Annotated in this window: 26 protein-coding genes; 19 read left to right on the top strand and 7 right to left on the bottom strand. The window is 73.3% G+C overall.

Features of this window, described 5'->3' with window-relative positions:
* The 4 genes from CG723_RS40155 to CG723_RS40140 form a co-directional block, all read left to right on the top strand.
* A partial coding sequence (locus CG723_RS40155; RefSeq protein ID WP_199842082.1) for an acyl carrier protein occupies positions 1-628 on the top strand: 628 nt, incomplete at its 5' end.
* A 19-nt stretch (positions 629-647) separates the two neighbouring features.
* Complete coding sequence (fabD, locus tag CG723_RS40150; RefSeq protein ID WP_100598495.1) at positions 648-1,538, top strand: ACP S-malonyltransferase; 891 nt, start codon at positions 648-650, stop codon at positions 1,536-1,538.
* Positions 1,535-2,392, top strand: a complete 858-nt coding sequence (locus tag CG723_RS40145) for a 4'-phosphopantetheinyl transferase family protein (protein WP_100598494.1) — start codon at positions 1,535-1,537, stop codon at positions 2,390-2,392. Before fabD ends, CG723_RS40145 begins: the two co-directional genes overlap by 4 nt.
* Complete coding sequence (locus CG723_RS40140) at positions 2,389-2,910, top strand: flavin reductase family protein (protein ID WP_100598493.1); 522 nt, start codon at positions 2,389-2,391, stop codon at positions 2,908-2,910. The genes CG723_RS40145 and CG723_RS40140 overlap by 4 nt, the downstream gene beginning before the upstream one ends.
* A gap of 23 nt (positions 2,911-2,933) precedes the next feature.
* On the opposite strand, the gene CG723_RS40135 is transcribed toward CG723_RS40140, so the two are convergent.
* The 5 genes from CG723_RS40135 to CG723_RS40115 form a co-directional block, all read right to left on the bottom strand.
* Positions 2,934-3,950 carry an AfsR/SARP family transcriptional regulator gene (locus CG723_RS40135; protein ID WP_100598492.1) on the bottom strand — a complete coding sequence of 339 codons (1,017 nt, stop codon included), beginning with the start codon at positions 3,948-3,950 and terminating at the stop codon, positions 2,934-2,936.
* A 48-nt stretch (positions 3,951-3,998) separates the two neighbouring features.
* Positions 3,999-5,183, bottom strand: coding sequence for an N-methyl-L-tryptophan oxidase (solA, locus tag CG723_RS40130; protein WP_100598491.1), 1,185 nt, complete (start codon positions 5,181-5,183; stop codon positions 3,999-4,001).
* Positions 5,180-5,911 (bottom strand): thioesterase II family protein, encoded by a 732-nt coding sequence (locus CG723_RS40125; RefSeq protein ID WP_100598490.1) that lies wholly within the window; start codon positions 5,909-5,911, stop codon positions 5,180-5,182. The genes solA and CG723_RS40125 overlap by 4 nt, the downstream gene beginning before the upstream one ends.
* Positions 5,912-5,925: 14 nt before the next feature.
* Positions 5,926-7,020: an LLM class flavin-dependent oxidoreductase gene (locus tag CG723_RS40120; protein WP_100598489.1), complete on the bottom strand. Its 1,095-nt coding sequence runs from the start codon at positions 7,018-7,020 to the stop codon at positions 5,926-5,928.
* Positions 7,021-7,198: 178 nt separating this feature from the next.
* Positions 7,199-7,486, bottom strand: a complete 288-nt coding sequence (locus CG723_RS40115; RefSeq protein WP_100598488.1) for a phosphopantetheine-binding protein — start codon at positions 7,484-7,486, stop codon at positions 7,199-7,201.
* Positions 7,487-7,736: 250 nt separating this feature from the next.
* Here CG723_RS40115 and CG723_RS40110 point away from each other — a divergent pair, with 250 nt between their 5' ends.
* The 6 genes from CG723_RS40110 (at position 7,737) to CG723_RS40085 (ending at position 13,525) form a co-directional block, all read left to right on the top strand.
* Positions 7,737-8,558: an AfsR/SARP family transcriptional regulator gene (locus CG723_RS40110; protein ID WP_100598487.1), complete on the top strand. Its 822-nt coding sequence runs from the start codon at positions 7,737-7,739 to the stop codon at positions 8,556-8,558.
* Positions 8,559-8,628: 70 nt separating this feature from the next.
* The gene (locus CG723_RS40105; protein ID WP_100598486.1) at positions 8,629-9,387 is read left to right on the top strand and encodes a thioesterase II family protein; all 759 of its coding nucleotides are present in this window, start codon (positions 8,629-8,631) and stop codon (positions 9,385-9,387) included.
* Positions 9,388-9,397: 10 nt separating this feature from the next.
* Positions 9,398-10,663 (top strand): beta-ketoacyl-[acyl-carrier-protein] synthase family protein, encoded by a 1,266-nt coding sequence (locus CG723_RS40100; protein ID WP_100598505.1) that lies wholly within the window; start codon positions 9,398-9,400, stop codon positions 10,661-10,663.
* The gene (locus CG723_RS40095; RefSeq protein ID WP_100598485.1) at positions 10,660-11,913 is read left to right on the top strand and encodes a ketosynthase chain-length factor; all 1,254 of its coding nucleotides are present in this window, start codon (positions 10,660-10,662) and stop codon (positions 11,911-11,913) included. The genes CG723_RS40100 and CG723_RS40095 overlap by 4 nt, the downstream gene beginning before the upstream one ends.
* Positions 11,914-11,972: 59 nt before the next feature.
* Entirely contained in the window at positions 11,973-12,239 is a 267-nt protein-coding gene (locus CG723_RS40090) for an acyl carrier protein (RefSeq protein ID WP_100598484.1), read from the top strand.
* Between the two features lie 2 nt (positions 12,240-12,241).
* On the top strand, positions 12,242-13,525 hold the full coding sequence (locus CG723_RS40085) for an FAD-dependent monooxygenase (protein WP_100598483.1): 1,284 nt from the start codon (positions 12,242-12,244) through the stop codon (positions 13,523-13,525).
* A 38-nt stretch (positions 13,526-13,563) separates the two neighbouring features.
* Here the strand turns inward: CG723_RS40085 and CG723_RS40080 are convergent, their stop codons facing one another.
* Complete coding sequence (locus tag CG723_RS40080) at positions 13,564-13,782, bottom strand: DUF6059 family protein (RefSeq protein WP_234374773.1); 219 nt, start codon at positions 13,780-13,782, stop codon at positions 13,564-13,566.
* A 187-nt stretch (positions 13,783-13,969) separates the two neighbouring features.
* Between CG723_RS40080 and CG723_RS40075 the strand changes: the two genes are divergently transcribed.
* Complete coding sequence (locus tag CG723_RS40075; protein WP_234374772.1) at positions 13,970-14,920, top strand: MBL fold metallo-hydrolase; 951 nt, start codon at positions 13,970-13,972, stop codon at positions 14,918-14,920.
* 25 nt (positions 14,921-14,945) lie between these two features.
* On the opposite strand, the gene CG723_RS40070 is transcribed toward CG723_RS40075, so the two are convergent.
* On the bottom strand, positions 14,946-15,398 hold the full coding sequence (locus CG723_RS40070; RefSeq protein WP_100598481.1) for a nuclear transport factor 2 family protein: 453 nt from the start codon (positions 15,396-15,398) through the stop codon (positions 14,946-14,948).
* 166 nt (positions 15,399-15,564) lie between these two features.
* Between CG723_RS40070 and CG723_RS40065 the strand changes: the two genes are divergently transcribed.
* The 8 genes from CG723_RS40065 (at position 15,565) to CG723_RS40030 (ending at position 24,654) form a co-directional block, all read left to right on the top strand.
* Complete coding sequence (locus CG723_RS40065) at positions 15,565-17,190, top strand: class I adenylate-forming enzyme family protein (protein ID WP_234374771.1); 1,626 nt, start codon at positions 15,565-15,567, stop codon at positions 17,188-17,190.
* Positions 17,191-17,231: 41 nt separating this feature from the next.
* Positions 17,232-17,555 carry an antibiotic biosynthesis monooxygenase family protein gene (locus CG723_RS40060; protein ID WP_100598479.1) on the top strand — a complete coding sequence of 108 codons (324 nt, stop codon included), beginning with the start codon at positions 17,232-17,234 and terminating at the stop codon, positions 17,553-17,555.
* A complete protein-coding gene (locus CG723_RS40055; RefSeq protein ID WP_100598478.1) occupies positions 17,555-19,378 on the top strand; it encodes an FAD-dependent oxidoreductase in 1,824 nt (607 codons plus the stop codon). The genes CG723_RS40060 and CG723_RS40055 overlap by 1 nt, the downstream gene beginning before the upstream one ends.
* Positions 19,375-20,196 (top strand): 3-oxoacyl-ACP reductase FabG, encoded by an 822-nt coding sequence (gene fabG / locus CG723_RS40050; protein ID WP_100598477.1) that lies wholly within the window; start codon positions 19,375-19,377, stop codon positions 20,194-20,196. The genes CG723_RS40055 and fabG overlap by 4 nt, the downstream gene beginning before the upstream one ends.
* A 44-nt stretch (positions 20,197-20,240) precedes the next feature.
* Positions 20,241-21,197 (top strand): aromatase/cyclase, encoded by a 957-nt coding sequence (locus CG723_RS40045; protein WP_100598476.1) that lies wholly within the window; start codon positions 20,241-20,243, stop codon positions 21,195-21,197.
* Positions 21,194-22,987 carry an acyl-CoA dehydrogenase gene (locus tag CG723_RS40040; RefSeq protein WP_100598475.1) on the top strand — a complete coding sequence of 598 codons (1,794 nt, stop codon included), beginning with the start codon at positions 21,194-21,196 and terminating at the stop codon, positions 22,985-22,987. Before CG723_RS40045 ends, CG723_RS40040 begins: the two co-directional genes overlap by 4 nt.
* Positions 22,988-23,004: 17 nt before the next feature.
* Complete coding sequence (locus CG723_RS40035; RefSeq protein ID WP_100598474.1) at positions 23,005-23,823, top strand: 4'-phosphopantetheinyl transferase family protein; 819 nt, start codon at positions 23,005-23,007, stop codon at positions 23,821-23,823.
* 129 nt (positions 23,824-23,952) lie between these two features.
* Positions 23,953-24,654 carry a response regulator transcription factor gene (locus CG723_RS40030; protein WP_159032639.1) on the top strand — a complete coding sequence of 234 codons (702 nt, stop codon included), beginning with the start codon at positions 23,953-23,955 and terminating at the stop codon, positions 24,652-24,654.
* The last annotated feature ends 34 nt before the right edge of the window (positions 24,655-24,688 follow it).

The raw sequence follows: 24,688 nt of genomic DNA, 5'->3' as shown, positions 1-24,688 counted from the left end.
GGAGGCGGACACGCTGGCCGCGTGGGCGGCGGGGGAGCAGGTCGACTGGCCCCCGATCGCCGCGGCCAAGGCAGCGCTCCCGGCCACGCCACTGACCCGTACGCGCTACCCGCTTCCGACCGGACCGACCGGACCGACCGGACCGATCGCATCGGCCGCACCGACCGGACCGATCGCATCGGCCGCATCGACCGGACCGGCCGCATCGACCGGACCGGCCGGTCCGACCGCCGTGGCCGCCCCGGCTGCCGCGCCCCTGCCTGCGCCCGCGCCCGAAGCTGTCGACACTCTCTCGGCCCGCCTCGGCTCCGTCTGGGGAATCGGCCTCGCCGAGGAGTCCGCACCGGCGGCCTGCGCTGCCCCGAGCGGAGCCGGCGCCGAACCCGCAGCCGCCGCCCCCTTCACCCGCCTGTCCCGGATCGTCGCCGCCGAGCTCGGGACCGACACCGGCCAACTCCGCCCCGAACAGGACCTGTTCGCCCTCGGAGCCACCAGCAGGCAGCTCCTGCGCCTGGCCGCCCGCATCGCCGCCGACGGAGGCCGCGAGCTCCCGCTGGAGACCCTCTTCACCGCGGCCGACCTCGGCGACCTCGCCGACCAGGCCTTCCCCACACCTGTGACCGTCTGAGCCGAAGGAAGTGACCACCATGACGCGGATCTTCATGTTCCCCGGCCAGGGCGCCCAGAGCGTCGGCATGGGCCGGGAACTGTTCGCCCGCTTTCCCGACGCGGAACAGGAGGCGGCCGACGTGCTCGGCTACAGCCTGCGCCGGCTGTGCCTGGAGGACCCCGAAGGGCAGCTCGGCAACACCCGCTACACCCAGCCCGCCCTGTTCGTCGTCAACGCCCTGGCCCACCGCGCCCACCTGGAGGACGGCGGCGAGCGCCCGGACCTCGCGGTGGGCCACAGCCTCGGCGAGTACAACGCCCTGCACGCGGCGGGTGCGTTCGGCTTCGCCGACGGGCTGCGGCTCGTCGCCGCGCGGGCCGCGGCGATGGCCGAGATCACCGGCGGCGGCATGAGCGCCGTCATCGGCCTGCCCGAGAGCCAGCTGCGCTTCCTGCTGCTGCGCGCCGGATTCGGCTCCCTCGACCTGGCCAACCTCAACACCCCCGGCCAGATCGTCCTCGCGGGACCGGCCGACGACCTGGCGGAGGCGGGGCCGATCCTGGAGGACGCGGGCGCCCGCATGGTGCGCCGCCTCGACGTCAGCGGCCCCTTCCACTCGCGCTACATGACCCCGGCCGCCGAGAGCCTCGGACCCGTCGTACGGGCAACGCCGTTCCGCCCCCTCGCGTACCCGGTGATCGCCAACGCCACCGCCCGCCCCTACGAGCACCACCGCATCGGCGAGACCTTGCTCCAGCAGATCCACCAGCCGGTGCGCTGGCACGAGACCGTCGAGGCGATCCTCACCGGCGTCTACGGTCCCGAGCCCGAGTTCACCGAGATCGGCACCGGCAGGGTGCTCGCCGGCATGCTGCGGCAGATCCGCCGCGAGCGGGACCAGCTCCTGACCGGGGCGGGCACTCGATGACCGGTGAGCGCCCGGGCGGCGGCCGGGACACCGTGGGGATCTGGTTCTGCCCCAACGAAGGCCTCGACGAGGCGACCAGCACCCTGCTCGCGCGGAACTGGCTCGACGAGCACGAGCGCGAGATCGCCGGCCGGTTCCTGTTCGAGCGCGACCGGCGGCAGTACCTCGTCGCCCACAGCCTCGTACGGCGCGTGCTGTCCCTGGAGACCGGCATCCCCGAGGCCGACGTCACGATCTGGCGCTCCTCGCGCGGCCGCCCCTTCCTCCAGTCGCCGCCCGGCGGTCTGCCCGGCGGCGGGCGCGACCTGGACTTCAACCTCTCGCACGCGCACGGCTTCAACGTCGTCGCCGTCGCCCGCGACCGCCGGGTCGGTATCGACATCGAGCGGATCGACCGGGGCGGCGAACGCGGCTTCGAGTGGATCGTGGAGTCGTTCGCGCCGGAGGAGCGCTCGTACCTCGCCGCCATCGCGGAGGGCGCCAGGCGCGACCGGGCCACGCTGCGGCTGTGGACCCTGAAGGAGGCGTACGCCAAGGCCCGCGGTCTCGGCCTGGGGCTGCCCTTCGACTCGTTCGCCTTCGAACTGGACGAGGAACAGGGCGTGCTGGGATTCAGGCCGCCCGCGGGCGACAGCGCGGACCGCTGGTGCTTCGCCGAACTGGCGCCGCGCCCGCAGGTGCTGGTGTCCCTCTGCGTGGAGCGCGGGGCGGACGGCTCAGCGCCGCGGCGGCTCGAGGTCCATGACGGCTTTCCCTGGGGCCGCGCCGCGCCGCGCGAAGTGTCGCTGCCGGCACCGCACCGCGAGCTGCGCCCGCTCGCGGACGCCGTATCCGTGATCGAGGAGCACGCATGACGGGACTGCAGGAAAAGACACGCCCCGTGGTCGCCCCGCAGGCCTTCCGGGACGCGATGGCACTGCTGGCCGCACCGGTCAGCATCGTCACCGCCCTCGACCCGGACGGGCAGCGCCGCGGCTTCACGGCCAGCTCGGTGACCTCCGTCTCGCTGGAGCCACCCCTGATCATGGTCGGGATCGCGCTGACCTCCAGCTGCCACGCGACGCTGACGCATGCCGAGGAGTTCGTGGTCAACGTGCTCGGCGAGGGCCACCGGGCCCTCGCGCGGCGCTTCGCCACGCAGGACGTCGACCGGTTCACGGGCGGCGGCTTCGCGGCGTGGGAGGGGTCCGGCACGCCGTACCTCCCGGACGCGGCGCTCCTCGTACGCTGCCGCACGGCGCGCATCGTCCGCGCCGGGGACCACGACCTCGTGCTCGGGACGCCGGCCGAGATCCGCCCCGGCGCCCCTGCGGCCGATCCCCTGCTGTGGTACCGGCGCGGCTTCCACACAGCGCGCGAGCACCGGATCTGACCCGCCGACCGCCCGGCGGCGGGCTACTGGCCCGCCGCCGGATGCGCGGTCAGCCGGTCGAACCGGCGCATCAGCTCCTCCTGTTCCAGTGAGAGCCGCTCGATGCGGTGCCGCAGCCGGGTGATCTCCCCGCTCAGGCTCAGCACTGTCGCGTCGGGCCCGGCATCCCCGCCCGTCATGCCCGAAGGTCCCGGCACGCCGGTCCGCGCCGGCAGCGGCATCGGGTGCACCGAAGCCACCCACTCGGCCGCCCCCGGCGCCGCGAGACCCGGATCGTGCTGGAGGATCGCGTCCATCCGGCCGCGCAGCGCGGGACCCGGCTCCACACCCAGCTCGTGCACCAGGCGCTTGCGCGCACGGTCGTACACGCTCAGGGCCTCGGCCTGGCGTCCGCACCGGTAGAGGGCCACCATCAGCAGGTCGTAGAACCGCTCCCGCATCGGATGATCCGTCGTCAGCTCTTCCAGCTCGCCGATGATCTCGTCGTGCCGGGCCGCGCGCAGACACGCGTCGTACAGCGTCTCCAGAGCGGTGAGCCGGTTCTCCTCCAGCTGCGCCGCCTCGGCCGCGCAGATGTCCCCCCGCACACTGCCCTCCAGCGCGGGTCCCCGCCACAGCGCCAGGGCGCTGCGCAGCAGTTCGGCCGCGTGCTGCGGGTCGTCCGCGGCGGCGGCCCGGCCCCGGGTGGCCAGCTCGTTGAACCGCGCGGCGTCCGTGGTGTCCGTCGCGTCCCGGCCGAGGCGCAGGACGTAGCCGAGCGAGCGCGTCACGATCCACTCGTGGTGCGGCTCGCCCGATCCCGGTTCGGGCACGGGCAGGAGCCGGCGCAGCCGGGCCACATGGGCCTGCAGCGCGTTCGTCGCGTTGGCGGGCGGGTGCTCGCCCCACAGCTCGTCGATCAGCCGGTGGACGGACACGACCTGCCCGGACTTCACCACGAGTGCGCCCAGCAGGGCGCGTTGCTTGGCACCCGTCGGAAGAATCCTCAGGCCGGTTCGCTCGTCCTGGATCTCCACGGGACCGAGAATGCGGAACTGCATCTCTCCCTCGTATCTTCCTCGCGCGTCACGCCTCACGCGGCACGCGCGTCACTCGAACCGGTCGGGGTCGGTGAAGCCCAGGGGGAACGCGGGCTCCTTGCCCTGGACGAGGTCGGCGACCACTTCGCCGATGCCCGTGGAGTGCTTGAAGCCGTGGCTGCTGCAGCCGCCCGCGACCACGAGGCCCGGATTGCCGCGCGGCCTGCCGATGACGAACTGGCCGTCCGGCGTGCGCGCGTAGAGGTTCGCGGTGACCCGCGACGGGTCCGGGCCCACGCCCGGCACCGTCGTCGCCAGATGTCCGGCGAGTACGGACCAGTCGGCCGGTGCGACGGACCGGTCCACAGTCTCCGGGTCCACGACCCGGAAGTGCTTGCCGCCGTCCTCCAGACCCAGCTTCACCTCGGTGCCCCCCGGCAGCGTGCCGTGGCCCCAGAGCACGTCCCCGCCGTCCAGTTCACGCATGAACACCGGCAGCCGCCCGAGCGTGAACCGCTCGTCCGGCACCTCGGGCGTGAACCACGTGGTGGGCATCCGCACGACCTCCAGCGGCAGGCCGGGCACCAGCTGGTCCAGCCACGGCCCGGCGCACACCACGACCTGCCCGACGCGCAGCACCCGGCCCGCGGCCGTGTGCACCGCGACATCCGTCCCGGTGAACTCCAACGCCGTGACGCGCGTGTCGGTGAGGACCCGCGCCCCCGCGGCCCGGGCCGCACCGACCGCCGCCCGGATCGTGGCCTCCGGCAGCGTCAGTCCGCCCGCGGGCTCCACGACCCCGATGTGGCCTTGCGGCAGTCCTTCGTGGGCCGGGCAGCGCCGGCGCAGCGCGTCGCGGTCCAGCACCTCGATGTCCAGGCCGTGTTCACGGGCCGCCCGCAGGGCGCCGCCCACGATCCGGCCGTCCTCGGGCCCGATCAGCATCGCGCCGGTCGGCTCGAACAGGCGGGTGCCCGTCTCGTTCTCCAGCTGCCGCCACAGTGCCCGCGAACGCTGGGCCAGCGGCACCAGCGCGGGATGCTCCAGGCACGCCGTGCGGAACATCCGGCTCTCGCCGTGGGAAGAGCCGTTGATGTTGGCGAGACCGTAGCGCTCGATCCCGACCGCCCGGATGCCGCGCCGGGCCAGCTGCCACAGCGCGCTCGCACCCCAGGCACCCAGGCCGACAACGGCTACGTCGGCTGAGTCTGCTGTGTCTGCTGTGTGGGCTATATCGGCGTCCGGCCCGGTCATGACGGGCTCACCGCCGCCGACAGGGCGGCCGTCGCGTCCCGGGTGATCAGGCCGAGCAGCGGGCGCGGGTCGGCCTGGAAGTAGAAGTGGCCGCCTTCGGACATCCGCAGCCCCTGGAAGCGCTCGGCGTGCTGCTCCCAGGCAGCCAGCCGCTCGGGCGGTACGACGACGTCCTTCATGCCGCCGTACACGGCGACCGGCATCGTCAGCGCCGGGGTGTCCGCAAGCGGGCGCCAACTCTCCACCAGCTTCAGGTCGTTGCGGATCGCCGGGGCGAACATCTCCCACAGGTCGGGGTCCCGCAGCACCTCGACGGGCGTGCCGCCCATCGCGGCGAGATGGAGGCGCAGCTCCTCGTCGGGCAGCGCGTGGCGACGGGTGTTCTCGCCCAGCGGGCGCGGCGCGCCGCGCGCCGACAGGCCCAGCCACACCGGCAGTTCACGCCCCTCGGCGGCGAGGCGACGCGTCATCTCGTACGCGACGAGCGCGCCCATGCTGTGCCCGAAGAAGGCGAACGGGCCGGTCAGATCGGCGGCGAGGCGGCGCAGGAAGAAGGCCGCCAGCTCACCCGCGTCGTCGATCGGCGGCTCGCCCGTGAGGCGGCCGCGGCCGGGCGCGTCCATGAGACGCACGTCCCAGTGGGCGGGCAGCTTGGCCGGCCACTCGCGGTACAACAGGTGGGAGCCGCCGGCGTGGTGGAAGACGAACAGGCGCAGAGGCTGCTGCATACCGTTCACCCCCCTCACGCGGCCGCGGCCGCGGCCGCGGCCGCGACGGCGGAGTCGGCGAAGGCGGGGGCGACCTCGGCGGCGAACAGTTCCATGGCGCGCACGGCGCGCGCGTAGGGCAGATGACCCGGATTGAACTGCAGGCTCAGGCAGATGTCCGGGCCGTACCAGCCGCGGATCGTCTCGATCTGCGCGCGCACGTCGTCGGGCGTGCCCGCGAGGACCTTGTGGCCGGCGAGGGCCTGGTCGAAGTCGTAGGCACGCGCCTTCTCCACGAACTTCTCGTAGCCCGGGTACTGCTCGGAGCGCGCACCCGCCCAGGAGGCGACCGCGCCGGCCATCATGTCCACGTAGTTCTGCTCGTTGGCGCGGGCGTCCGCGAGGACTACGTCACGGTTTTCACCGAGGTAGCAGGTGTACTTGATCTGGATGCGGCCCGGACCCTCGTGCCCCGCGGCGCGGCGCGCCGTGCGGTAGGCGGCGGTCATCTCCGTCAGCTGCTGCTGACTGGTCACGGAGGGCACGACCTGAAGGTGGTGGCCCTGTGTGCCGGCCAGCGCGCACGACTCTGCGCTCGTCGCCGACGCGACGAACACCGGGGGACGGGGGCGCTGGTAGGGCAGGGGGAAGCCGGACACCGGGCCGAACCGGTGGACCTCGCCCTCGAAGCGGACCTCCTCGCCGCTCCACAGGGCGATGCACGCGTCGACGACCTCGGTGAAGCGGGTGCGGCTCTCCTCCATGGAGACGCCGAACAGCTCGAACTCGTCGGGCAGGAAACCGCGGCCGAAGCCGACGTCGAGGCGGCCGTGCGAGAGGTTGTCGAGGAGCGCGAGGCGCGCGGCGATCTGCACGGGGTGGGCGAACGACGCGACGACCGCGCCGGTCACCAGGCGTATGCGGCTGGTGCGCGCGGCGGCGGCGGTCAGGAACACGACCGGGTCGGGGCTGTAGCCGCCGTAGGCGGAGCCGTAGTGCTCGACGGTCTGGACGTGTTCGAACTCCAGCGCCTCGGCCAGCTCGACCAGTTGAAGGCTCTCGTCGTAATAGGTGCTTGCACTCTTCTTCGCCGGGTCGACGACCGGGAAAAAGTTCACGCCGAATTCCATGGGGGCTCCGTCTGGTGATCCGTTTCCGGTGCTTCCCGGAAAACCATGAATAGCTCTTCGGCTATCGGACCATAGACGGATCGGAGCTTTCGCGGGGCGGACGCGAGTGCCTCTCAAGGGACCGTGGGTGAGGCCTTGAGGAGCGAAGCCGGCCACCGTCCCACGGATACCGGCCCGTTCAGGCGGCGCGCGTGCCGTCGGCGGGGCGGGAAATCAGCTCCCACCAGTGGCCGAGCGTGGGCCGGGCCATCAGCTCGGGAAAGCCCACCTCGACCCCGCGCCGGTGCCACGCGGCGATCAGCTGCATCGTGCTGATCGAATCCAGGCCGTGGTTGACCAAGTCACCCTCTTCATCCGGGAGTTCGGACAGCTCGAGCTGCATCGCCCCGGCGACCATCTGGCGCAGCAGCTGCCGGGTCAGTGGATCCGCTTCCGCCGGCACATCACGCTTTTCACGGGTATTCATGGAAGGGAAGGTAATAGCGCCGAGACTCCTCCGGAAGGCGTTGTCGGCGCCCCATTCGAAGGGTCAGGCCCGCGTCAGTGCCGTGTCAGACAGAGGCGCGTGGAGAACTGCTCGAAGGCGCCTGGAGGATGACGCTGCGAAAGATCGAGGGCGGCTACGGTGCCTCTCGTCCCAGGCTCGTGAGGAAAAGACAGGAATCCGCTCTGCGGCGCAATATCGATGCCCATCGGATACCGGTACGGAGGAGACCATGAAGATTCAGGTTCTGGGTCCGCTGAGTGCCGCCGTCAACGGGATGTCGATCGTTCCGACGGCGGGCAAGCCACGGCAGATCCTCGCACTGCTCGCGCTCTACCCGGGACGGGTCGTGCCCGTGCCCACGCTCATGGAGGAGATCTGGGGGACCGAGCTGCCGCAGAGCGCGCTCACCACCCTTCAGACGTACATACTCCAGCTGCGCCGACGCCTCGGCACGGCCATGGGGCCCGGCGTGCCGAGCGCCGCCAAGGACGTACTGGCCACCCGGCACGGCGGCTACCTCCTGCAGATCCCGTCCGAGGCCGTCGACGTGCGCGAGTACGAGCGTCTGGTCGCCGAGGGGCAGCAGGCCTCCGACGAGGGCGAGGACGAGCAGGCGGCCCGCGCCTACCGGGAGGCGCTCGACCTGTGGGAGGGGGCCGCGCTGGTCGACGTGCGCGTCGGGCCCATCCTGTCGATCGAGGTCATGCGTCTGGAGGAGAGCCGGCTCGTCACCCGTGAGCGCCGCATCGACGCGGATCTGCGCCTCGGCCGCCATGTCGAGGTCATCGCCGAACTCACCGATCTGATCGCCCGTCACCCGCAGCACGAGGGGCTGCACTCGCAGGCCATGGTGGCGCTCTACCGCTCCGGCCGGCAGGCGGCGGCGCTCGGCATCTATCACCGGCTGCGCGGCCGGCTCATCGAGGAGCTCGGTGTCGAACCCGCGCCGCAGCTCCAGCGCCTGCACCACGCGATGCTCGCCGTCGACCCGAAGCTCGACGTCATCTGCGGGCCCCGCCGCTCCTCCACGTTCGACCTGTACGCCGCCTGACGGCCGCTGCGGTGCGGGTGGGCGGCCGGTTCAAGTCGTTCTCCAGGCCGGTCGGCGAGGCTCGGGTCCCATGGACGTAAGGCTGTACTGCTTCGCGCACGCCGGCGCCGGGGTGACGAGCTTCGGCCGCTGGCAGCAACGCTGCGGGCCGGGCATCGACATCGTCCCCATGCTGCTCCCGGGGCGTGAGGCCCGGCGCCGCGAGCCGCGACCGACGGACCGCGACGCTCTGCTCGACGATCTGTTCGGCCCGCTCGCCGCCGCCGCCGAAGAAGGCCCGTACGCGCTGTACGGGCACAGCCTCGGCGGCATGGTCGCCCACACCCTCACCCGCGCCCTCCTCGACGCCGGCCTGCCCGGACCCCAGCTGCTGGCCGTCGGTGCCTGCCCCGCCCCGCACACCGTCGCGCCCGCCGCCGACCCGGGCGACATCACCGACGAGCAACTGCTGCGCTTCGTCGGGGACCTGGGTTCCGCGCCGGACGGAGCGCTCGCCGAGCGGGGCAGCGTCTGGCACCGCACCGTCCTGCCCGTGCTGCGGGACGACCTCAAACTGGCCCGCGCGCTGCGCGCCGCCGCCATGGACGACGTCGCCAAGGGCCCCCTGCCGGTGCCCGTGCTCGCCGTCGGCGGCCGCGAGGACCCCGTGGTCGGGCCGGCCGCACTGGCCGGCTGGCAGCGCTGGACCAGCAGTCGCTTCGTGCGCCGCACGGTGCCCGGCGACCACTTCTTCGTACGCGGCCCGGAACTGCCCCCGCTCATCGGGCGTGCCTGCCGCGTGGCGCGCCGCACCGCGCTCGTACCCGGACCTGCTGGAGGACAACTGTGAGGGGATACCGATGAGACGCGCCGTCATCACCGGCATCGGAGTCGTCGCCCCCGGCGGCGTGGGCACCGACAACTACTGGCAGACGCTCACGGCGGGCCGCACGGCCACCCGCGGCATCACCCTGTTCGACGCGTCCTCGTTCCGCTCGCGCATCGCCGCCGAGGCCGACTTCGACGCGGCCGCCCACGGGTTCACGCCCGGCGAGGCCGCCCGCCTCGACCGGGCCGCCCAGTTCGCGCTGACCAGCGCCCGCGAGGCCGTCGCCGACGCGGGCCTCGGCCACGAGCTCGACCCGGTGCGTACGGGCGTCACGCTCGGCAGCGCGCTCGGCTGCACCACCGGCCTCGACAACGAGTACGGAGTGGTCAGCGAGAACGGCTCCCGGTGGGAGGTCGACCACACCAAGGCCGTCGCCCACCTCTTCGACTACTTCGTGCCCAGCTCCATGGCCGCCGAAGTGGCCCTGGCCACCGGCGCCCAGGGCCCCGTCTCGCTGGTGTCCACCGGCTGTACCTCCGGCCTCGACTCCATCGGCCACGCCGTCGACCTGATCCGCGAGGGCAGCGCCGACGTCATGATCGCCGGGGCCACCGAGGCGCCGATCTCCCCGATCAGCGTGGCCTGCTTCGACGCCATCAAGGCGACCAGTTCCCGCAACGACGACCCGGCGACCGCCTCACGCCCCTTCGACCGCACCCGCAACGGGTTCGTGCTCGGCGAGGGCTCCGCCGTTCTGGTCCTGGAGGAGTTCGAGCACGCCCGCAGTCGCGGCGCCCACGTGTACGCGGAGATCGCCGGATTCGCCGGGCGCTCCAACGCGTACCACATGACCGGACTGAGGTCCGACGGTGAGGAGATGGCCGAGGCCATCAGGGCCGCGCTCGACGAGGCGCGCCTGAACCCGGCAGCCGTCGACTACATCAACGCCCACGGCTCCGGCACCAAGCAGAACGACCGCCACGAGACCGCCGCGTTCAAGCGCAGCCTCGGCGACCACGCGTACCGGACGCCCGTCAGCTCGATCAAGTCGATGATCGGGCACTCCCTCGGTGCGATCGGAGCCCTCGAGGTCGCCGCGAGCGCCCTCGCCATCGAGCACAACACCGTGCCGCCGACGGCGAACCTGCACGAGGCCGACCCGGCCTGCGACCTCGACTACACCCCGCTCACGGCACGCGAACAGCGCACCGACACGGTGCTCAGCGTGGGAAGCGGCTTCGGCGGCTTCCAGAGCGCCATCGTCCTGACCCGGCCGCGACTGCAGGAGGCAGCATGAGCACAGCGACCATGGAAGCGCCGGCTGCGCCGGCCCTCGCCCCGTCCACCACGGGCACCGTCGTCACCGGCATCGGCGTCGCCGCCCCCAACGGCCTGGGCGCCGAGGCCTGGTGGGCCGCCGTGCTGCGCGGCGAGAGCGGGATCCGCCGCCTGACCCGCTTCGACGCGAGCGGCTACCCGGTGCGCATCGCGGGCGAGGTCAACGGCTTCCTCGACGAGGAACATCTGCCCAGCCGGCTCCTGAGGCAGACCGACCGGGTCACCCGACTGTCGCTGGTCGCCGCCAAGGAGGCCCTGGACGACTCCGGAACCGATCCCGCCGACCTGCCCGCCTACAGCGCGGGCGTGGTCACCGCCAGTTCCGCGGGCGGCTTCGAGTTCGGCCAGCGGGAGCTTCAAGAGCTGTGGAGCAAGGGCGGTCAGTACGTCAGCGCCTACCAGTCCTTCGCCTGGTTCTACGCCGTCAACACCGGCCAGATCTCCATCCGGCACGGACTGCGCGGCTCCAGCGGAGTCGTCGTGTCCGAACAGGCGGGCGGCCTCGACGCGGTCGCGCACGCCCGCCGCCAGATCCGCAAGGGCGCCCGCGTGATGATCACCGGCGGGGTCGACTCCGGCCTGTGCCCGTGGGGCTGGGCCGCCCATCTGGCCGGCGGTGGCCTGAGCACAGTCGAGGACCCGGCCGCCGCGTATCTGCCGTTCGCCGCCGAGGCCACCGGACACGTCGTCGGCGAGGGCGGGGCGCTGTTCGTCCTGGAGGACGCCGCGGCCGCCCACGCGCGCGGCGCCGCCGCGTACGGCACCATCGCCGGATACGCCGCCACGTTCGACGGCCCCGGCACGCCCCGCCTCGTGGACGCCGCGCGGATCGCGCTCGCCGACGCCGGCGTGCGGCCAGACGAGATCGACGTCGTGTTCGCCGACGCGGCCGGCGAGCGGGACGCGGACCGGGCCGAAGCGGCCGCGCTCACCGAGGTGTTCGGCGCCTGCGGCGTACCGGTCACCGCCCCCAAGTCGATGACCGGCCGTCTCCTTGCGGGCGGCGCCTCGCTCGACCTGGCAGCCGCCCTGTTCGCCGTGCGCGACCAGGTGATCCCGCCGACCACCGGCACGGCGCGGCCCGCGGACGACTGCCCCGTCGACCTGGTCACCGTCACCCGCACCGGGATCCGGCTGCGGCACGCGCTGGTCCTCGCGCGCGGCCGTGGCGGGTTCAACTCGGCGGCCGTCGTCAGCGCCCCCGCGTAGGGCCCGTCCGGCCTCGCACCCCGCCCGACCCGCAGCTTCGCGACCCGAACGGAGAGACCATGGACCGCCTCGAACTGAGCGACCTGAAGACCCTGCTGCGCGAGTGCGCCGGCGAGGAGGAGGGCGTCGACCTGGACGGCGACGTCATCGACGTCACGTTCATGGAACTCGGCTACGACTCGCTCGCACTCCTGCAGACCACCGGACGCATCGAGCGCGAATACGGGATCAGCCTGGACGAGGACGGCCTCGACGAGGCCGAGACCCCGCGCGCCCTCCTCGCCCTGGTCGACCGGGCGCTGGCTGCCGCCAGGGCCGTGGCCTGAGCATGTCCGGGCAGACGGGGCGAGCCGCGCAGACGGAGCAGGCGGAGCCCACCACCCCCGCCACGCACCGCACCGATGTCTGCGTCGTCGGCGCGGGCCCGGCCGGCCTCGCCCTGAGCCTGATGCTGCTGCGCTCCGGTGTGCGCGTCACGCTCCTGGAGAAGTCGCGGGCCTTCGCACGCGACTTCCACGGCGAGATACTCCAGCCCGGTGGCCAGCGGATCCTGGACGAACTCGGGGTGCTGGCCGCCGCGCGCTCCCGCGGGGACCGCACCCTGCGCGGCTTCCAGGTCCTCGAGCGCGACCGCCTGCTGCTCGACATCGACTACCGGCGCCTGGACGCACCGTACGACCGGCTCCTGGCGCTGCCGCAGCGCCACCTGCTCGACGCCCTGCTCGCGGCCTGCCGCCGGCTGCCCGGTTTCACCTGTCTCGACGGGCACCGGGTCAAGGAGCTGCTCCAGGAGCGCGGCCGGTACGCGGGGGCGGTGGCGAGCGGACCGGGCGGGCGCCGGGTGGCTGTGCCCGCCCGGGTGGTCGTCGCCGCCGACGGGAGGTTCTCCAAGACCCGCGCGCTGGCCGGGATCGACGCCGGGCGCACCGAGGCGTTCGACCAGGACGTGGTGTGGTTCTCGCTGCCCGCGCCCGGCCGGGCCACCGGGCTCGTGCGCATCCACCGCGCGGCCGGCACGGCTGTCCTCGTCCACGACACCTACCCCGACCGGATCCGTGTGGGCTGGACGCTGCCGCACCGCGCCTGGCCCGAGGTCGCCGACGCCGGTCTCACCGCGATCAAGAACCAACTGGCCGTCGCCGTACCGCAGTTCGCCGACCTCATCGACCGGCACCTGACGAGCCGGGCGGATCTGAAGCTGCTCGACGTGTTCGCGGCGCGTGCCCCGTCGTGGGCCGACGACGGGCTCGTCCTGGTCGGGGACAGCGCGCACACCCACGGGCCCCTCGGCGCCCAGGGCATCAACCTCGCGCTGCAGGACGCCGCCGTGCTCCACCCCGTTCTCGTCGAGGCGCTGCGCGCGGGCGACGTGAGCCGCGCACGCCTCGCCCGTTTCCAGGAACTGCGTGCGCCCGCCGCCGACGCGGTGACCCGAGTCCAGCGCCTGCAGGCCAAGGCGTTCCTGGGCACCTCCGGACGCGTCGCGACGCTCGCCAGGGCGGGCGCCGCGAAGCTGGTCACCCGGACTCCGATCGGCCCGCGCATCACGTCCCGTATCGCCCACGGCCGAGTCCCCGTCCACGTACGAACGGATCTCTTCGACCGGCCCTAGCGCGTGTCCGGCGGCACCGGACCGGCTGCGGCAGCACGTCAGCGGGTCTCCAACTCCCGTATCAGGGCCAGCTCCAGCGACGTCAGCGGCACGTCCGGGCGCAGCCGCTCGGGATGGCCGGCGGGAGGCTGCGCCAGGAGTACGCGCGGTGTGCGCGAGCGGCTCGTCTCACCGGTCACGTACACCGCGCCGAGGGCGACTAGCCCGGACCAGACCTCCCGCAACAGTAGGGACGACCATCGACGCCGCTCGGCCATGCTGGCTCCCTCGCTCGGTGGACCCGTAGGCCGCAACGGTCCGGGGAAACGGTCGACGACCGCTCGAGACCGGCTCGCGCCGGGCCCGGCCCCGTCGCGCAGCCTTTGGTGCGGCCCGCTGTCCACCGCGATGCGAGGCGTGCGCAGCACGCTCGGTGGGACCGAGAACTGTGTGAGGAGACCGGCCGTGCAGCCCACTACCACCGTCCGTCCCCCGGTGACCGCCGTCGCTCCGTTCGGCCGGGCCGTCGAGGTCGGCGAAGGTGTCCACGCGTATCTCCAGCCGCCCGGCGGGTGGTGCCTGAACAACGCGGGCATCATCGTGTCCGGCGGCAAGAGCGCCCTCGTCGACACCACGGCGACCGAGGCCCGGGCCCGTCATCTGCGGTCCACCGCACTGGAGTTGAACCCCGCGGCGCCGCGCGCCGTCGTCACCACGCACTTCCACGGCGACCACGCCTTCGGCAACTTCGTCTTCCCCGAGGCCGTCGTCATCGGCCACGAGCGCACGCGTACGGAGATGATGGCGGCCGGGCTGCACCTGACGGGCCTGTGGCCGGACGTGGTGTGGGGCGGCATCGAGCTCGCGCCGCCCACCGTGACCTACCGCGACCGCCTCACCCTGCACGTCGGCACGATCCGTGCCGAGCTGGAACACACAGGGCCCGCCCACACCTCGAACGACACCGTGGTCTGGCTGCCCGGGCAGCGGGTCCTGTTCACCGGCGATCTCGTCATGAACGGCGTGACGCCCTTCTGCCTGATGGGCTCGATCGCCGGATCGCTGGCGGCGCTGGGGCGGCTGCGCGCGTTCGGTGCCACCACCGTCGTACCCGGACACGGACCGGTCGGCGGCCCCGAGACCTTCGACGCCGTCGAGGGCTATCTGCGCCTGGTGCAGCGGCTCGCACAGGAGGGCCTGCGGGCCGGCCTGACACCGATCCAGACGGCGCGCGGCGCACACCTGGGGCGCTACGCGGACCTCCTCGACCCGGAGCGGCTGGCCCCCAACCTCCGCCGCGCGTACGCGGAGCTGGAGGGCCTGCCCGCCGACGCCCCGCTGCCCATGTCCGAAAGGCAGGCCGCACTGGGCGAGATGATCGAGTTCAACGGCGGACCGCCCTGCTGCCTCGCCTGAACCGGCACCACCGGGACGACCCGGCTCACCCGAGGTCGTCGCGGGTGACCTTGCGCGTCGCCACGAGCAACCGCCCGTCCGCGCCGCGCACCAGCACGTCCTCGCACACGCACACCCGGTGCACGCGGGAGACGCCGCCGATCACCGAGGCGTAGACGGTCGTGTACGACCGCACGTCCAGGGCGCCGTCCGGGCGCTCCACCACATCGAACATGCCCATGAAGTGCCGGTGCCGCTCGCCCGCCTCCGCGAGCCGCGCCGCGGCGCCGCGGTTGGCCGCGACCAGACCGGGACGGCCGCGCACGGGCTCCGCGAGTGTCGGCACGTCGAAGACGGCGTCCTCGGTGAAGGTGTCCGCCCACCGCTGTGACTCGGCGCCGTCGAGGAGCTGCATCTGGTGCGCGTAGAACTGCTGCACCTGCGCGTACAGGGCGCCGAACGCCGTTGAGTGCGGGGCGGTTTCGAGCTGCGCGGTCATGGCCACTCCGTTCGGTGCGGCGGTGGACTCCGCCGGGTCCCCCCACCTTCTGAGGCCGGGGTTGAGCGGCTTTCGAACATTTCTCGAGCCCACGCGCCGAGCGTGGTGCGCAACCGCACGCACACAGCACGTCAACCAGTCAGCCCGTCGAAGGGGGCCGCACGCCGTGCCGCACTTCACGTACCCGGAACTGCCACTGGACGGCCTTCTGCGTCGCGCCGCCGCACGCGACCCCCACGCGCCCGCCCTCACCACCGGGCGAGGCACCGTCACCTACGGGCAGCTCGACGCCCACGCCGACCGGATCGCCCGCTTCCTCGCGCGCGCCGTCGGCCGCCGGGGCGCCGTGGTCGGCGTGGCCAACACGCTCGATCCGGTCTTCCCCGCCGCCTACTACGGCACCAGCCGCAGCGGCAACACCGTCGCGCTGATCAATCCGCTGGTGAACGAGCACGCGCTGCACCACGTCTGTGCCGCCGCCGGCGTCGAGATCGCCCTGGTGCCGGCAGCCACCGGCGAGCAGCTGATGAAGATGCGCGACCGGCTGCCCCTGCTGCACACCATCGTCGTCACCGACGCCGACCACGCGGTGGTCCCCGGTGACACCGTCCCCCTGCACGTGGCCCTCGACGAGACACCCGACGGGCCGTACGAGCGGGACGAACCGGCGGCCGTCGATCCGTCCTCGGTGGTGTGCATCCAGTTCACGACCGGGACCACCGGACGCCCCAAGGGCGTCCGCCTCACCCACCGCAACCTCGTCGCCAACGCCACGCAGACCGCCCTGGCCCAAAGCCTCGGCTGCGGTTCGGTCACCCTCAACCACCTGCCGCTGTTCCATGTGATGCACCTCAACTCGGCGGTGTGCGCGGGCGCTTCACAGGTCCTGTGCCACGACCCGGACCCGGTGGCCTCGCTCGCCCTGGCCGCCCGCGAAGGCGCCACCCACTACTACGGGCTGCCCGCCCGGCTGCACCGGCTCGCGGACGACCCGCGGCTGACCACCGCCTGTGAGGGTGTTCCGGCGGGCCCGCGGCTGACCGCGGTCATGTCCGGCGGCACCGCTCTGGCGCCGACGGCCGCCCGCCGCCTGCGGCAGGCGCTCGGTGTGCCCGTCGTCCAGGGGTACGGCCTCGCCGAACTCTCCCCGCTCTCCCACATGCAGCGCCCGGCCGACCCCGCGGTGCGCGGCGCCGTCGGCCCGCCCCTGCCCGGTACCGAATGCCGTGTCGTGGACCTCGGCTCGCGGGAGCCCGTCGCCGTGTGGGCCACCGGTGAGGTGCAGGTGCGCGGGCCGCAGGTGATGGCCGGATACCTGAACGACGACGAGCCGTCCCGGATCGACGCCGACGGCTGGTTCTCCACCGGTGACGCCGGCTGGCTCGACGAGGACGGCCGCCTGTTCCTGGTGGACCGGCTCGGCGATGTCTTCAAGTACGACAACGAACTCGTGTCACCGACCGGCGTCGAGCGGATCATCGCCGAGGACCCGAGGGTCGCCGAATGCGTCGTCGTCGGCTGGCCGGACGCGGTGCACGGAGCCGTCGTCTGGGCGGGCATCGTCCTGCGTGACCCGACCGGCACCGCGCGCCGCGCCGCGTACACCGGCCTCGACACGCTGGACGCGCTGGACGCGGTCGCCGAGGAGGCCAACCGGCGGCTCGCCCCCTTCGAGCGCATCCGCAGGGTCGAGGCCCTCGACGCCGTGCCCCGCACCCCCACGGGCAAACCCGAACGGCAGGCGCTCCGGCAGAAGGTGCGCGCCCTCGCCGCCGCCGAAGCCGCCGCCTGAACCCAACCACCCACCACGCACCCCCGGACAGGAGACCCGCCATGGTGACCTTTGTGAACAAGCTGACCGTCCACGGTGATGTCGAGGAGTTCCTCGCCGCCAAGGACCGTGTCACCGCCTACATGAGCGCCCAGCCCGGATACCTCGGCCACCGGACGCTGCGTCTGGCCGGCGGCGAGCCGGTGTTCCTGGAGCTCGCCGACTGGCAGGACGCCGCGGCCCACCGCGCCGCTGTCACGAGCCCGGCCTTCGGGGCGCTCGTCGGCGGCCTGAAGCAACTGGCCACTCCGGAGCCCGCCCTGTACGAGACCGTGCCCGAGCGCAGCGCCGGCACGGCCGCCGTGCCGATCGCGTCCGGTCTGTGATGAGCACCGGGCCCGCGGCACCCGGCCCGGCGGTCCTCGTCGTCGGCGCCGGTCCGGTCGGCCTGACCGCCGCCCACGAACTGGCTCGCAGGGGCCTGCGCGTCCGGCTCGTCGACGCGGCGTCCGGGCCCTCCCGCACCAGTCGCGCCGTCGCCGTCCACCCGCGCACCCTGGAGACCTTCGACCAGATGGGAACGGTCGACGGCATCCTTCGGCACGGCCGCAGGAACAGGGCGTTCACCATGTACGCCGGTGGCCGCCGCCTGGTCCGCCTCGACGCCGACTACACGTCGATGCCCACCCGCCACCCCTACAGCGTCATCATCGAGCAGACCCGCACCGAAGCCGTGCTGCGCGAGGCCGTGGCCCGGCTCGGTGTGGAGGTCGAGTGGGGCGTCCGGCTGGCCGGGTTCGAGCAGGACGGGACCGGCGTACGAGCGCGGCTGACCCGCGCCGACGGCACCGGAGAGACGGGGCAGACGGAGCAGACGGAGCAGAGGGGGGAGAGGGGCGAGACCGGGGAGACCGAGGAGATCTGCACGGTGCCCTGGCTCGTGGGCTGCGACGGCGGCCACAGCACCGTGCGCAAGGCCCTCGGCCTGCCACTGCTCGGCGAGAGCCGCGACACCTGGATGCTCGCCGACGCCCCCGTCAGCACCGACCTGCCGCCCGACAGCATCTACTGGGTCCACACCGGCGGCCAGGCCCTGATGATGGTCCCCTACGCCCGCGAGGGCCACTGGCGCCTGCTCGACACGGCCCCGGACAGGCCCGACGCGACCGGCGCCGCCGAGCGGTTCACCGCGAAGCTCTCCCGGGGCCTCGGCAGCGCCGTACGGGTCGGCGACCCCGAGTGGACGTCCGTGTTCACCTTCCAGCAGCGCATGGTTCCGCGGATGCACGAGGGCCGCGTGTTCGTCGCGGGGGACGCCGCCCACGTGCACAGCCCGGCCTCCGGGCAGGGCATGAACACCGGCGTCCAGGAGGCGTACAACCTCGCCTGGAAGCTCGCCATGGTCCACCGGGGCTACGCGGAGCGGCCGTTGCTCGACACGTACGGGGAGGAGCGTGTCCCGGTCGGCAAAGCCCTGCTCGGCTCGACCCGCACCGCCACGTCGCTGGTCCAGTTCAAGAACGCCCTGGCCGCGGTGGCCCTGCCCGTCGTCTTCTCCGTGGTACGCAACCTGCCCCCGCTGCGGCGCGCCATCCAGCGCAAGGTCCTCGGCGGTATGTCGGGGCTGCGCCTCGGCTACGCCCGGTCCTCCCTGACCACCGGCGGCGGGCCCGAACCCGTGCCCATCGTGACGCCCGTCGCCTCGCCCGTCATGGTCCCGCGGCGGGGGCACGTGCCGGCGCCCGGCGAGCGCGTGTCCGGGGCGGCGACGGTCAGCGACGCGCTGGTGCGTGAACTGCGCGACGTGCGCTGGACCCTGCTCGTCGCCCCCGGCGGCCACGACGCCGACGGCGTCCCCGTGCGCGCGGCCCGCGACGCGGCCGGGCAGCACGGCGCGTGGCTGTCCGTGCGCTCCGTCGGCGGCAGCGGCGCGGGGCCGCGGCCGCTGCCCGACCCGGACGGCGCCCTGTGTGCCGCCCTGGGCCTGGCGGCGGGCTCCTGGGCGCTCGTCCGGCCCGACGGCTACCTCGCCGCGCGCGGCGACTTCCTGACCGCCGGCGCGCTCGCCGAGGCGCTCGCCCCCGTACGTCCCCGTGCCGGTGATCGTGCAGCACCTATCAAGCGCCGCTCAGGTGGCTTTCGAGCCGTTCAGGACACGGTCGAGACCGAGACCATCACCGGCGCCATGGAAATGGAGAGCACACCATGACGAGGACGACGACGCAGGAGTCACCGCCGTCACCGCCGTCGCCCGCGAAGCCGGTCGCCCTCGTCACGGGCGCCACGAGCGGCATCGGCCTGGCCGTCGCCCGTGAACTGGGCCGTCGCGGCCACCGCGTCTTCATCTGCGCGCGGACCGCCCAGCAGGTCAAGCAGACCGTGGAGGACCTGCGCGAGGAGGGCCTGGAGGTCGACGGCACCGCCGCCGACGTGCGTTCCGCCGAGTCCATGGCAGCCCTGGTCCGCTCCGCGGTCGACGCGTTCGGCCCGATCACCGTCCTCGTCAACAACGCCGGGCGCAGCGGCGGCGGCCCGACCGCCGGCATCACCGACGACCTCTGGTACGACGTCATCGACACCAACCTCAACGGAGTCTTCCTGCTGACGCGCGAGGTGCTCAACAACGGCGGCCTGGCCGACGCCCAGGGCGGCCGCATCATCAACATCGCCTCGACCGCCGGCAAGCAGGGCGTCCCCCTCGGTGCCCCCTACTCCGCCTCCAAGCACGGCGTCGTCGGCTTCACCAAGGCGCTCGGCAAGGAGCTCGCCCCCCGGGGTGTCACCGTCAACGCGGTCTGCCCCGGCTACGTCGAGACGCCCATGGCCGAGCGGGTCCGCCAGGGCTACGCAGACGCCTGGGGCACCACGGAGGACCACGTGCAGGAACAGTTCGAGGCGAAGATCCCGCTCGGCCGTTACTCCACACCGCAGGAGGTCGCGGGACTCGTCGGCTACCTGACCACCGAGCACGCCGCGTCCATCACCGCACAGGCGCTCAACGTCTGCGGTGGCCTCGGCAACTTCTGACCGCCCCCCAAGCCGCCTCCTGATCCGGAAGTGAGGAACTGGACATGTCCGCTGAGCGAGTGCACCGCACGACGCACGAGGTGAACGTGGGCGCGCCCGCGGGCGTGGTCTACGGCCTGATCGCCGACGCGGTCAAGTGGCCGCTGTACTTTCCGCCCAGCGTGCACGTGGAGCAGCTCGAGTTCGACGGTGGACACGAGCGGCTGCGCATGTGGGCGACCGCCAACGACCAGGTCAAGTCGTGGACATCGCGCCGCACTCTGGACCCCGAGCGGCGCCGCGTCGAGTTCCGCCAGGAGCTGCCCGCCGCCCCCGTCCAGTCCATGGGTGGCACCTGGATCGTCGACTCGCTCGGGGCCGACCGGTCGCGGCTGACGCTGCTGCACGACTTCACGGTCGCCGACGACGACCCGGACGAAGTGGCGTGGGTCGAGCGGGCCACCGCCACCAACAGCCGTGCCGAGCTGGACAATCTGAGCCGGCTCGCCGAGCGCTGGGCCCGGCTCGACGAGCTGGTCCTGTCGTTCGAGGACTCGGTGCGTGTCCACGGTCCCGCCGAGCTGGTCTACGACTTCCTCTACCGGATCGGCGACTGGCCGGAGCTGGTGCCCCACGTCTCCCGGCTCGACTTCACCGAGGACGAGCCGGGCGTACAGGTCATGTCGATGGACACCCGTACCGCCGACGGCTCGTCGCACACGACCGAGTCCGTCCGGGTGTGCTTCCCGCACGCCGGTCGCATCGTCTACAAGCAGACGGCCACGCCGGCGCTGATGGCGGCGCACACCGGTGAGTGGTCCGTGGTGCCCGACGAGACGGGCACCACGGTCATCTCGCAGCACAGCGTGGTGCTGCGCGAGGAGAACATCGCGAAGGTGCTCGGCGAGGACGCGGACATCGCGCGGGCCCGCCGCTACGTCCGCGACGCCCTGGGCCGCAACAGCACGGCGACGCTCAACCTGGCCAAGAAGCACGCGGAGAGCGCGGTCACTGTCCTGTGACCGGGACGCTGACGCCACGGGCACCCGCGGCCGCCGGTGCCGGCCCGCCCGCCCCGCCCCGGACCGCGGCCGACGAAGCGCCGCTGGACGGCGCCGAGCGCGCCGCCTGGATCGAGGCTCTCCTCGGCGACCCCGACGATCCGCACAACCCGCACGGCTACCGCTGTCTGCTCGACGCCGACGACCGGCGCCGCGTACCGGAAGCCACCGAGGAGCTGCTCACCGACGCCCGTCTCACCGCCGAGTTCGTCCCCCGGGAGCTCGGCGGCCGGCTCGCCCGCCCGGACGTGCTCGCCCGCGTCCTGCGGCCGGTGTTCCGGCGCGACGTGGCCCTCGGCTTCGGCTACGGGATCACGTCCCTGTTCGGCGCGTCCGCCGTCTGGGCGGCGGGCGACGACCGACAGCGCGCCCGTACGGCCGCGTTGCTGCTCGACGGGGGCGGTGGCCGCGTCACGATCCTGCACCACGAACTCGCCCACGCGAACGCCATCCTGCGGGACGAGTTCACCGCGCGCTCAGCGCCCGGCGGCTTCGTTCTCGGCGGCCGCAAGGACGTCGTCATCAACGCCGACCGGGCGGACGCGTTCGTCATGTACGCCCGCACGGCGACCACGGCAGGCCCAAGAAGCCACTCCGTGCTGCTGCTCGATCCCGAGCGGCTCCCGCCGGGCGGTCTGCGCCGGCTGCAGCGCGTTCCCACCCCCGGAATGCGCGGCAGCCGGTTCGCGGGACTGGAGTTCACCGACAGCCGCGTTCGGGCCGACACCCTCGTCGGCGAGGTCGGCGACGGGGTGTCCCTCGCCCTGCGCACCTTCATGGTCAACCGGTGCCTGATCCCCGGCACCGTCGTCGCCGGGGTGGACAGCGCGCTGCGGTTCGCGGTGCGGGCCGCCACCGCGGGTCGCCCCGCCGGGCAGCCGGCGCGCCGTCACCACACGGTGCTCGCCGGTGTCTTCGCGGATCTGCTGGCCTGCGACAGCATGGCCGTCACCGGGCTGCGCGCGCTGAGCCTGCTGCCCGACAGCGCCCACCTGATGGCCGCCGCCGTCAAGCTGACCATGCCGGACCTGCTGCGCGAGGACCTGGAGGAACTCGCCACCGTGCTCGGCTTCCACGGCTATGACCGGGGCCCGCTCTACGGCGGCTTCCAGAAACTCGTACGGGACCTGCCTGTCGCCGGACTCGGTCACGCCGGGAGCGCGGCCTGCCAGGCCGTGCTGATACCCCAACTGCGCACGCTCGCCCGGACGTCGTGGTTCCGCACCGAGGAGCCCACCGCGCGGCTCTTCCTGCTGTCCGCGCCCGTCCCGGCCCTCGACTACCGCAAGCTGACCCTGTCGGGCAGCGACGACGTGCTGACCGCGACCCTGGTCGGGGCCGGCGAGCGGCTCGGCGCGCTGCGCCCGGCCGGGCCCCAGTGGGCGGCACTCGCCGACCTCGCGGACGCGTTCGTCCAGGAGATGCGGGCACTGCGCGAACAGTGCGCCGCGCTCCCGGAGTCCGTGCGTGCCACGCTCGCCGACCCGCGCGCCTGCGCGCTCGCCGACCGGTACGCCCTGGTACTCGCCGCCGCCGCGTGCCTCGGGGTGTGGCAGGGCCAGGACGGCACCGACTCGTTCCTCTCGCAGCCCGCCTGGGCGGTTCTCGCCCTGTCCCGGATCGGCCGCAGGCTCGGCGTTCCCGTCCCCGAACTGCCCGACGGGGTGACGGAGTCGGTCCTGTCGGAGGTGCTCCTGCGGTTCCGCGAGGGCCGCAGTCTCGACGTGTACGACACACGGATCGCGGGCTAGAGGGAGGGGGAGACACCATGGACCATCCGGGGATCGGCGCACCCATCCATGTCCTGCCCAGCGGGCCGTGGCGGAAGGTGCACGAGAATCTGACGGAGTACGGCAACGCGGTGGCGTTCACGACCTGGGGCGAATGGCTGCCCACCGCCCTCACCCACACCCGGCTGCGCCATCTCCTCGGCCGGGACTGGACGCGCTACCGCCGCATGACCGACCCGACGGTCCGCTACCGCTTCGTCGCCTCGCGGCTGCTGATGAAGTACACGGCGGCCGCCGCGCTGCGCACGGAGGCGGAGTCGCTGGATCTGTCCTACCGCCTTGGCGGACGCCCGTATCTGCGCGGCTTCGACCAGATCGACGTGAGCCTCACGCACACCGGTGACCTGATGGCGGTCGGGCTCAGCAGGGACGGCCGGATCGGTGTCGACGCGGAGCCCGCCGACCGCCGCATGCGCTTCGACCTGCTGCAGGCCCAGATGTGCACGCCGACGGAGGCGGCGGAGCTGGCCCCGCTGCCGGAGGTCGAACAGACCGCACAGACACTGAGGCTGTGGACGCTGAAGGAGGCCTACACCAAGGCGCTCGGCCAGGGGATGCGGCTGGGATTCACGGAGTTCGGGTTCGGTCTTGACACGGGCCGTCTCCTCGCCCCCGACGGCACCTTCGCCTCGCGTGACGAGTGGACCTTCGCCACGCACCGGGCGCTCGGCCGCTATCTCCTCAGCACCGCCTGCCACGACACGGGACTCGACGCGGCGAACGACACCTCGGCGCGCACCATGCTCGACCCGGGCTTCGCGGCGGCCATGGCGGACCCCGTGCCGGAGCCCGGGTAAGGCCGGCGCGCGGCGTGCCCGGCTCCGGAAGCACTTGCCGGGCCCTTGAATCCGGCTGGAGAGAGGGCGGCAGCGTGCCGCGCGCCGGATAGCGTGCTCGGCGTCCACGAGTGCGTGAGGGGGCGCGTCATGCCGGAAGCGGGAATCGACTTCGTACCGTCCGCCAAGCTGCGGGTGCTGCCCGGCGGTGCCGCGGCGTCCGCGCCCGGCGGGGTGCGGCTCTTTCTCGTGGGCGGCGACGCCCTCGCGCGGGCGGGGGTGAGGTCGCTGCTCGACAGCCATGACGACATCACGTTCGTCGGCGACGACGAACCGGGGCCCCGTGCCGTGGCGTCGCTGCGCGCGCACCGCCCCGATGTGCTCGTGCTGCACGGCCTGCGGGAACCCCGCGAGGTCGCCGCGGTCCTCGAGGACGTCGACCCGGCGCTGCCCGTCCTCACGGTCGGCGGCTGCGAACCCGACGCGCGCACCGCGCCCGCCCTGCACGGCCACCTGCCCGCCACGACCACGGCGCGGCAGCTCGCCGCCGCCGTGTCCCTGGCCGCGGCCGGCTATGCCCTGGCCCGCGGTCCGCTGCCGGCCGCGGCGGGCGCTCCCGCCCGACCGCGGGGCACCACCTCCGTCTCCGACGTGCCGCCGGACGCGCTGACCGGCCGCGAGGGACAGGTGCTCGACCTGGTCTCGCGGGGGCTGTCCAACACGGAGATAGCGCAGTCACTGACGCTGTCCGAGCACACGGTCAAGACCCATGTGCAGAACCTGCTGCACAAGCTCCACCTGCGCAACCGCGTCCATGTGGCGATCTACGCCTTCGAGGCCGGCCTGCGCTGACGCGCCCCGCATCAGGTCCGGGTCAGCGTGCCGT

The sequence above is a fragment of the Streptomyces sp. CB01635 genome (assembly GCF_002803065.1).
Classification (GTDB): domain Bacteria; phylum Actinomycetota; class Actinomycetes; order Streptomycetales; family Streptomycetaceae; genus Streptomyces.
The sequence above is the reverse complement of the archived record's forward strand: the minus strand, read 5'-3'. Positions and strand labels throughout refer to the sequence as shown.

Excerpts from the sequence above, each read along its gene's own strand:
- fabD (WP_100598495.1), top strand. The coding sequence starts at position 648 with ATGACGCGGATCTTCATGTTCCCCGGCCAGGGCGCCCAGAGCGTCGGC.
- CG723_RS40145 (WP_100598494.1), top strand. The coding sequence starts at position 1,535 with ATGACCGGTGAGCGCCCGGGCGGCGGCCGGGACACCGTGGGGATCTGG.
- CG723_RS40140 (WP_100598493.1), top strand. The coding sequence starts at position 2,389 with ATGACGGGACTGCAGGAAAAGACACGCCCCGTGGTCGCCCCGCAGGCC.
- CG723_RS40135 (WP_100598492.1), bottom strand. The coding sequence starts at position 3,950 with ATGCAGTTCCGCATTCTCGGTCCCGTGGAGATCCAGGACGAGCGAACC.
- solA (WP_100598491.1), bottom strand. The coding sequence starts at position 5,183 with ATGACCGGGCCGGACGCCGATATAGCCCACACAGCAGACACAGCAGAC.
- CG723_RS40125 (WP_100598490.1), bottom strand. The coding sequence starts at position 5,911 with ATGCAGCAGCCTCTGCGCCTGTTCGTCTTCCACCACGCCGGCGGCTCC.
- CG723_RS40120 (WP_100598489.1), bottom strand. The coding sequence starts at position 7,020 with ATGGAATTCGGCGTGAACTTTTTCCCGGTCGTCGACCCGGCGAAGAAG.
- CG723_RS40115 (WP_100598488.1), bottom strand. The coding sequence starts at position 7,486 with ATGAATACCCGTGAAAAGCGTGATGTGCCGGCGGAAGCGGATCCACTG.
- CG723_RS40110 (WP_100598487.1), top strand. The coding sequence starts at position 7,737 with ATGAAGATTCAGGTTCTGGGTCCGCTGAGTGCCGCCGTCAACGGGATG.
- CG723_RS40105 (WP_100598486.1), top strand. The coding sequence starts at position 8,629 with ATGGACGTAAGGCTGTACTGCTTCGCGCACGCCGGCGCCGGGGTGACG.
- CG723_RS40100 (WP_100598505.1), top strand. The coding sequence starts at position 9,398 with ATGAGACGCGCCGTCATCACCGGCATCGGAGTCGTCGCCCCCGGCGGC.
- CG723_RS40095 (WP_100598485.1), top strand. The coding sequence starts at position 10,660 with ATGAGCACAGCGACCATGGAAGCGCCGGCTGCGCCGGCCCTCGCCCCG.
- CG723_RS40090 (WP_100598484.1), top strand. The coding sequence starts at position 11,973 with ATGGACCGCCTCGAACTGAGCGACCTGAAGACCCTGCTGCGCGAGTGC.
- CG723_RS40085 (WP_100598483.1), top strand. The coding sequence starts at position 12,242 with ATGTCCGGGCAGACGGGGCGAGCCGCGCAGACGGAGCAGGCGGAGCCC.
- CG723_RS40080 (WP_234374773.1), bottom strand. The coding sequence starts at position 13,782 with ATGGCCGAGCGGCGTCGATGGTCGTCCCTACTGTTGCGGGAGGTCTGG.
- CG723_RS40070 (WP_100598481.1), bottom strand. The coding sequence starts at position 15,398 with ATGACCGCGCAGCTCGAAACCGCCCCGCACTCAACGGCGTTCGGCGCC.
- CG723_RS40060 (WP_100598479.1), top strand. The coding sequence starts at position 17,232 with ATGGTGACCTTTGTGAACAAGCTGACCGTCCACGGTGATGTCGAGGAG.
- CG723_RS40055 (WP_100598478.1), top strand. The coding sequence starts at position 17,555 with ATGAGCACCGGGCCCGCGGCACCCGGCCCGGCGGTCCTCGTCGTCGGC.
- fabG (WP_100598477.1), top strand. The coding sequence starts at position 19,375 with ATGACGAGGACGACGACGCAGGAGTCACCGCCGTCACCGCCGTCGCCC.
- CG723_RS40045 (WP_100598476.1), top strand. The coding sequence starts at position 20,241 with ATGTCCGCTGAGCGAGTGCACCGCACGACGCACGAGGTGAACGTGGGC.
- CG723_RS40035 (WP_100598474.1), top strand. The coding sequence starts at position 23,005 with ATGGACCATCCGGGGATCGGCGCACCCATCCATGTCCTGCCCAGCGGG.
- CG723_RS40030 (WP_159032639.1), top strand. The coding sequence starts at position 23,953 with ATGCCGGAAGCGGGAATCGACTTCGTACCGTCCGCCAAGCTGCGGGTG.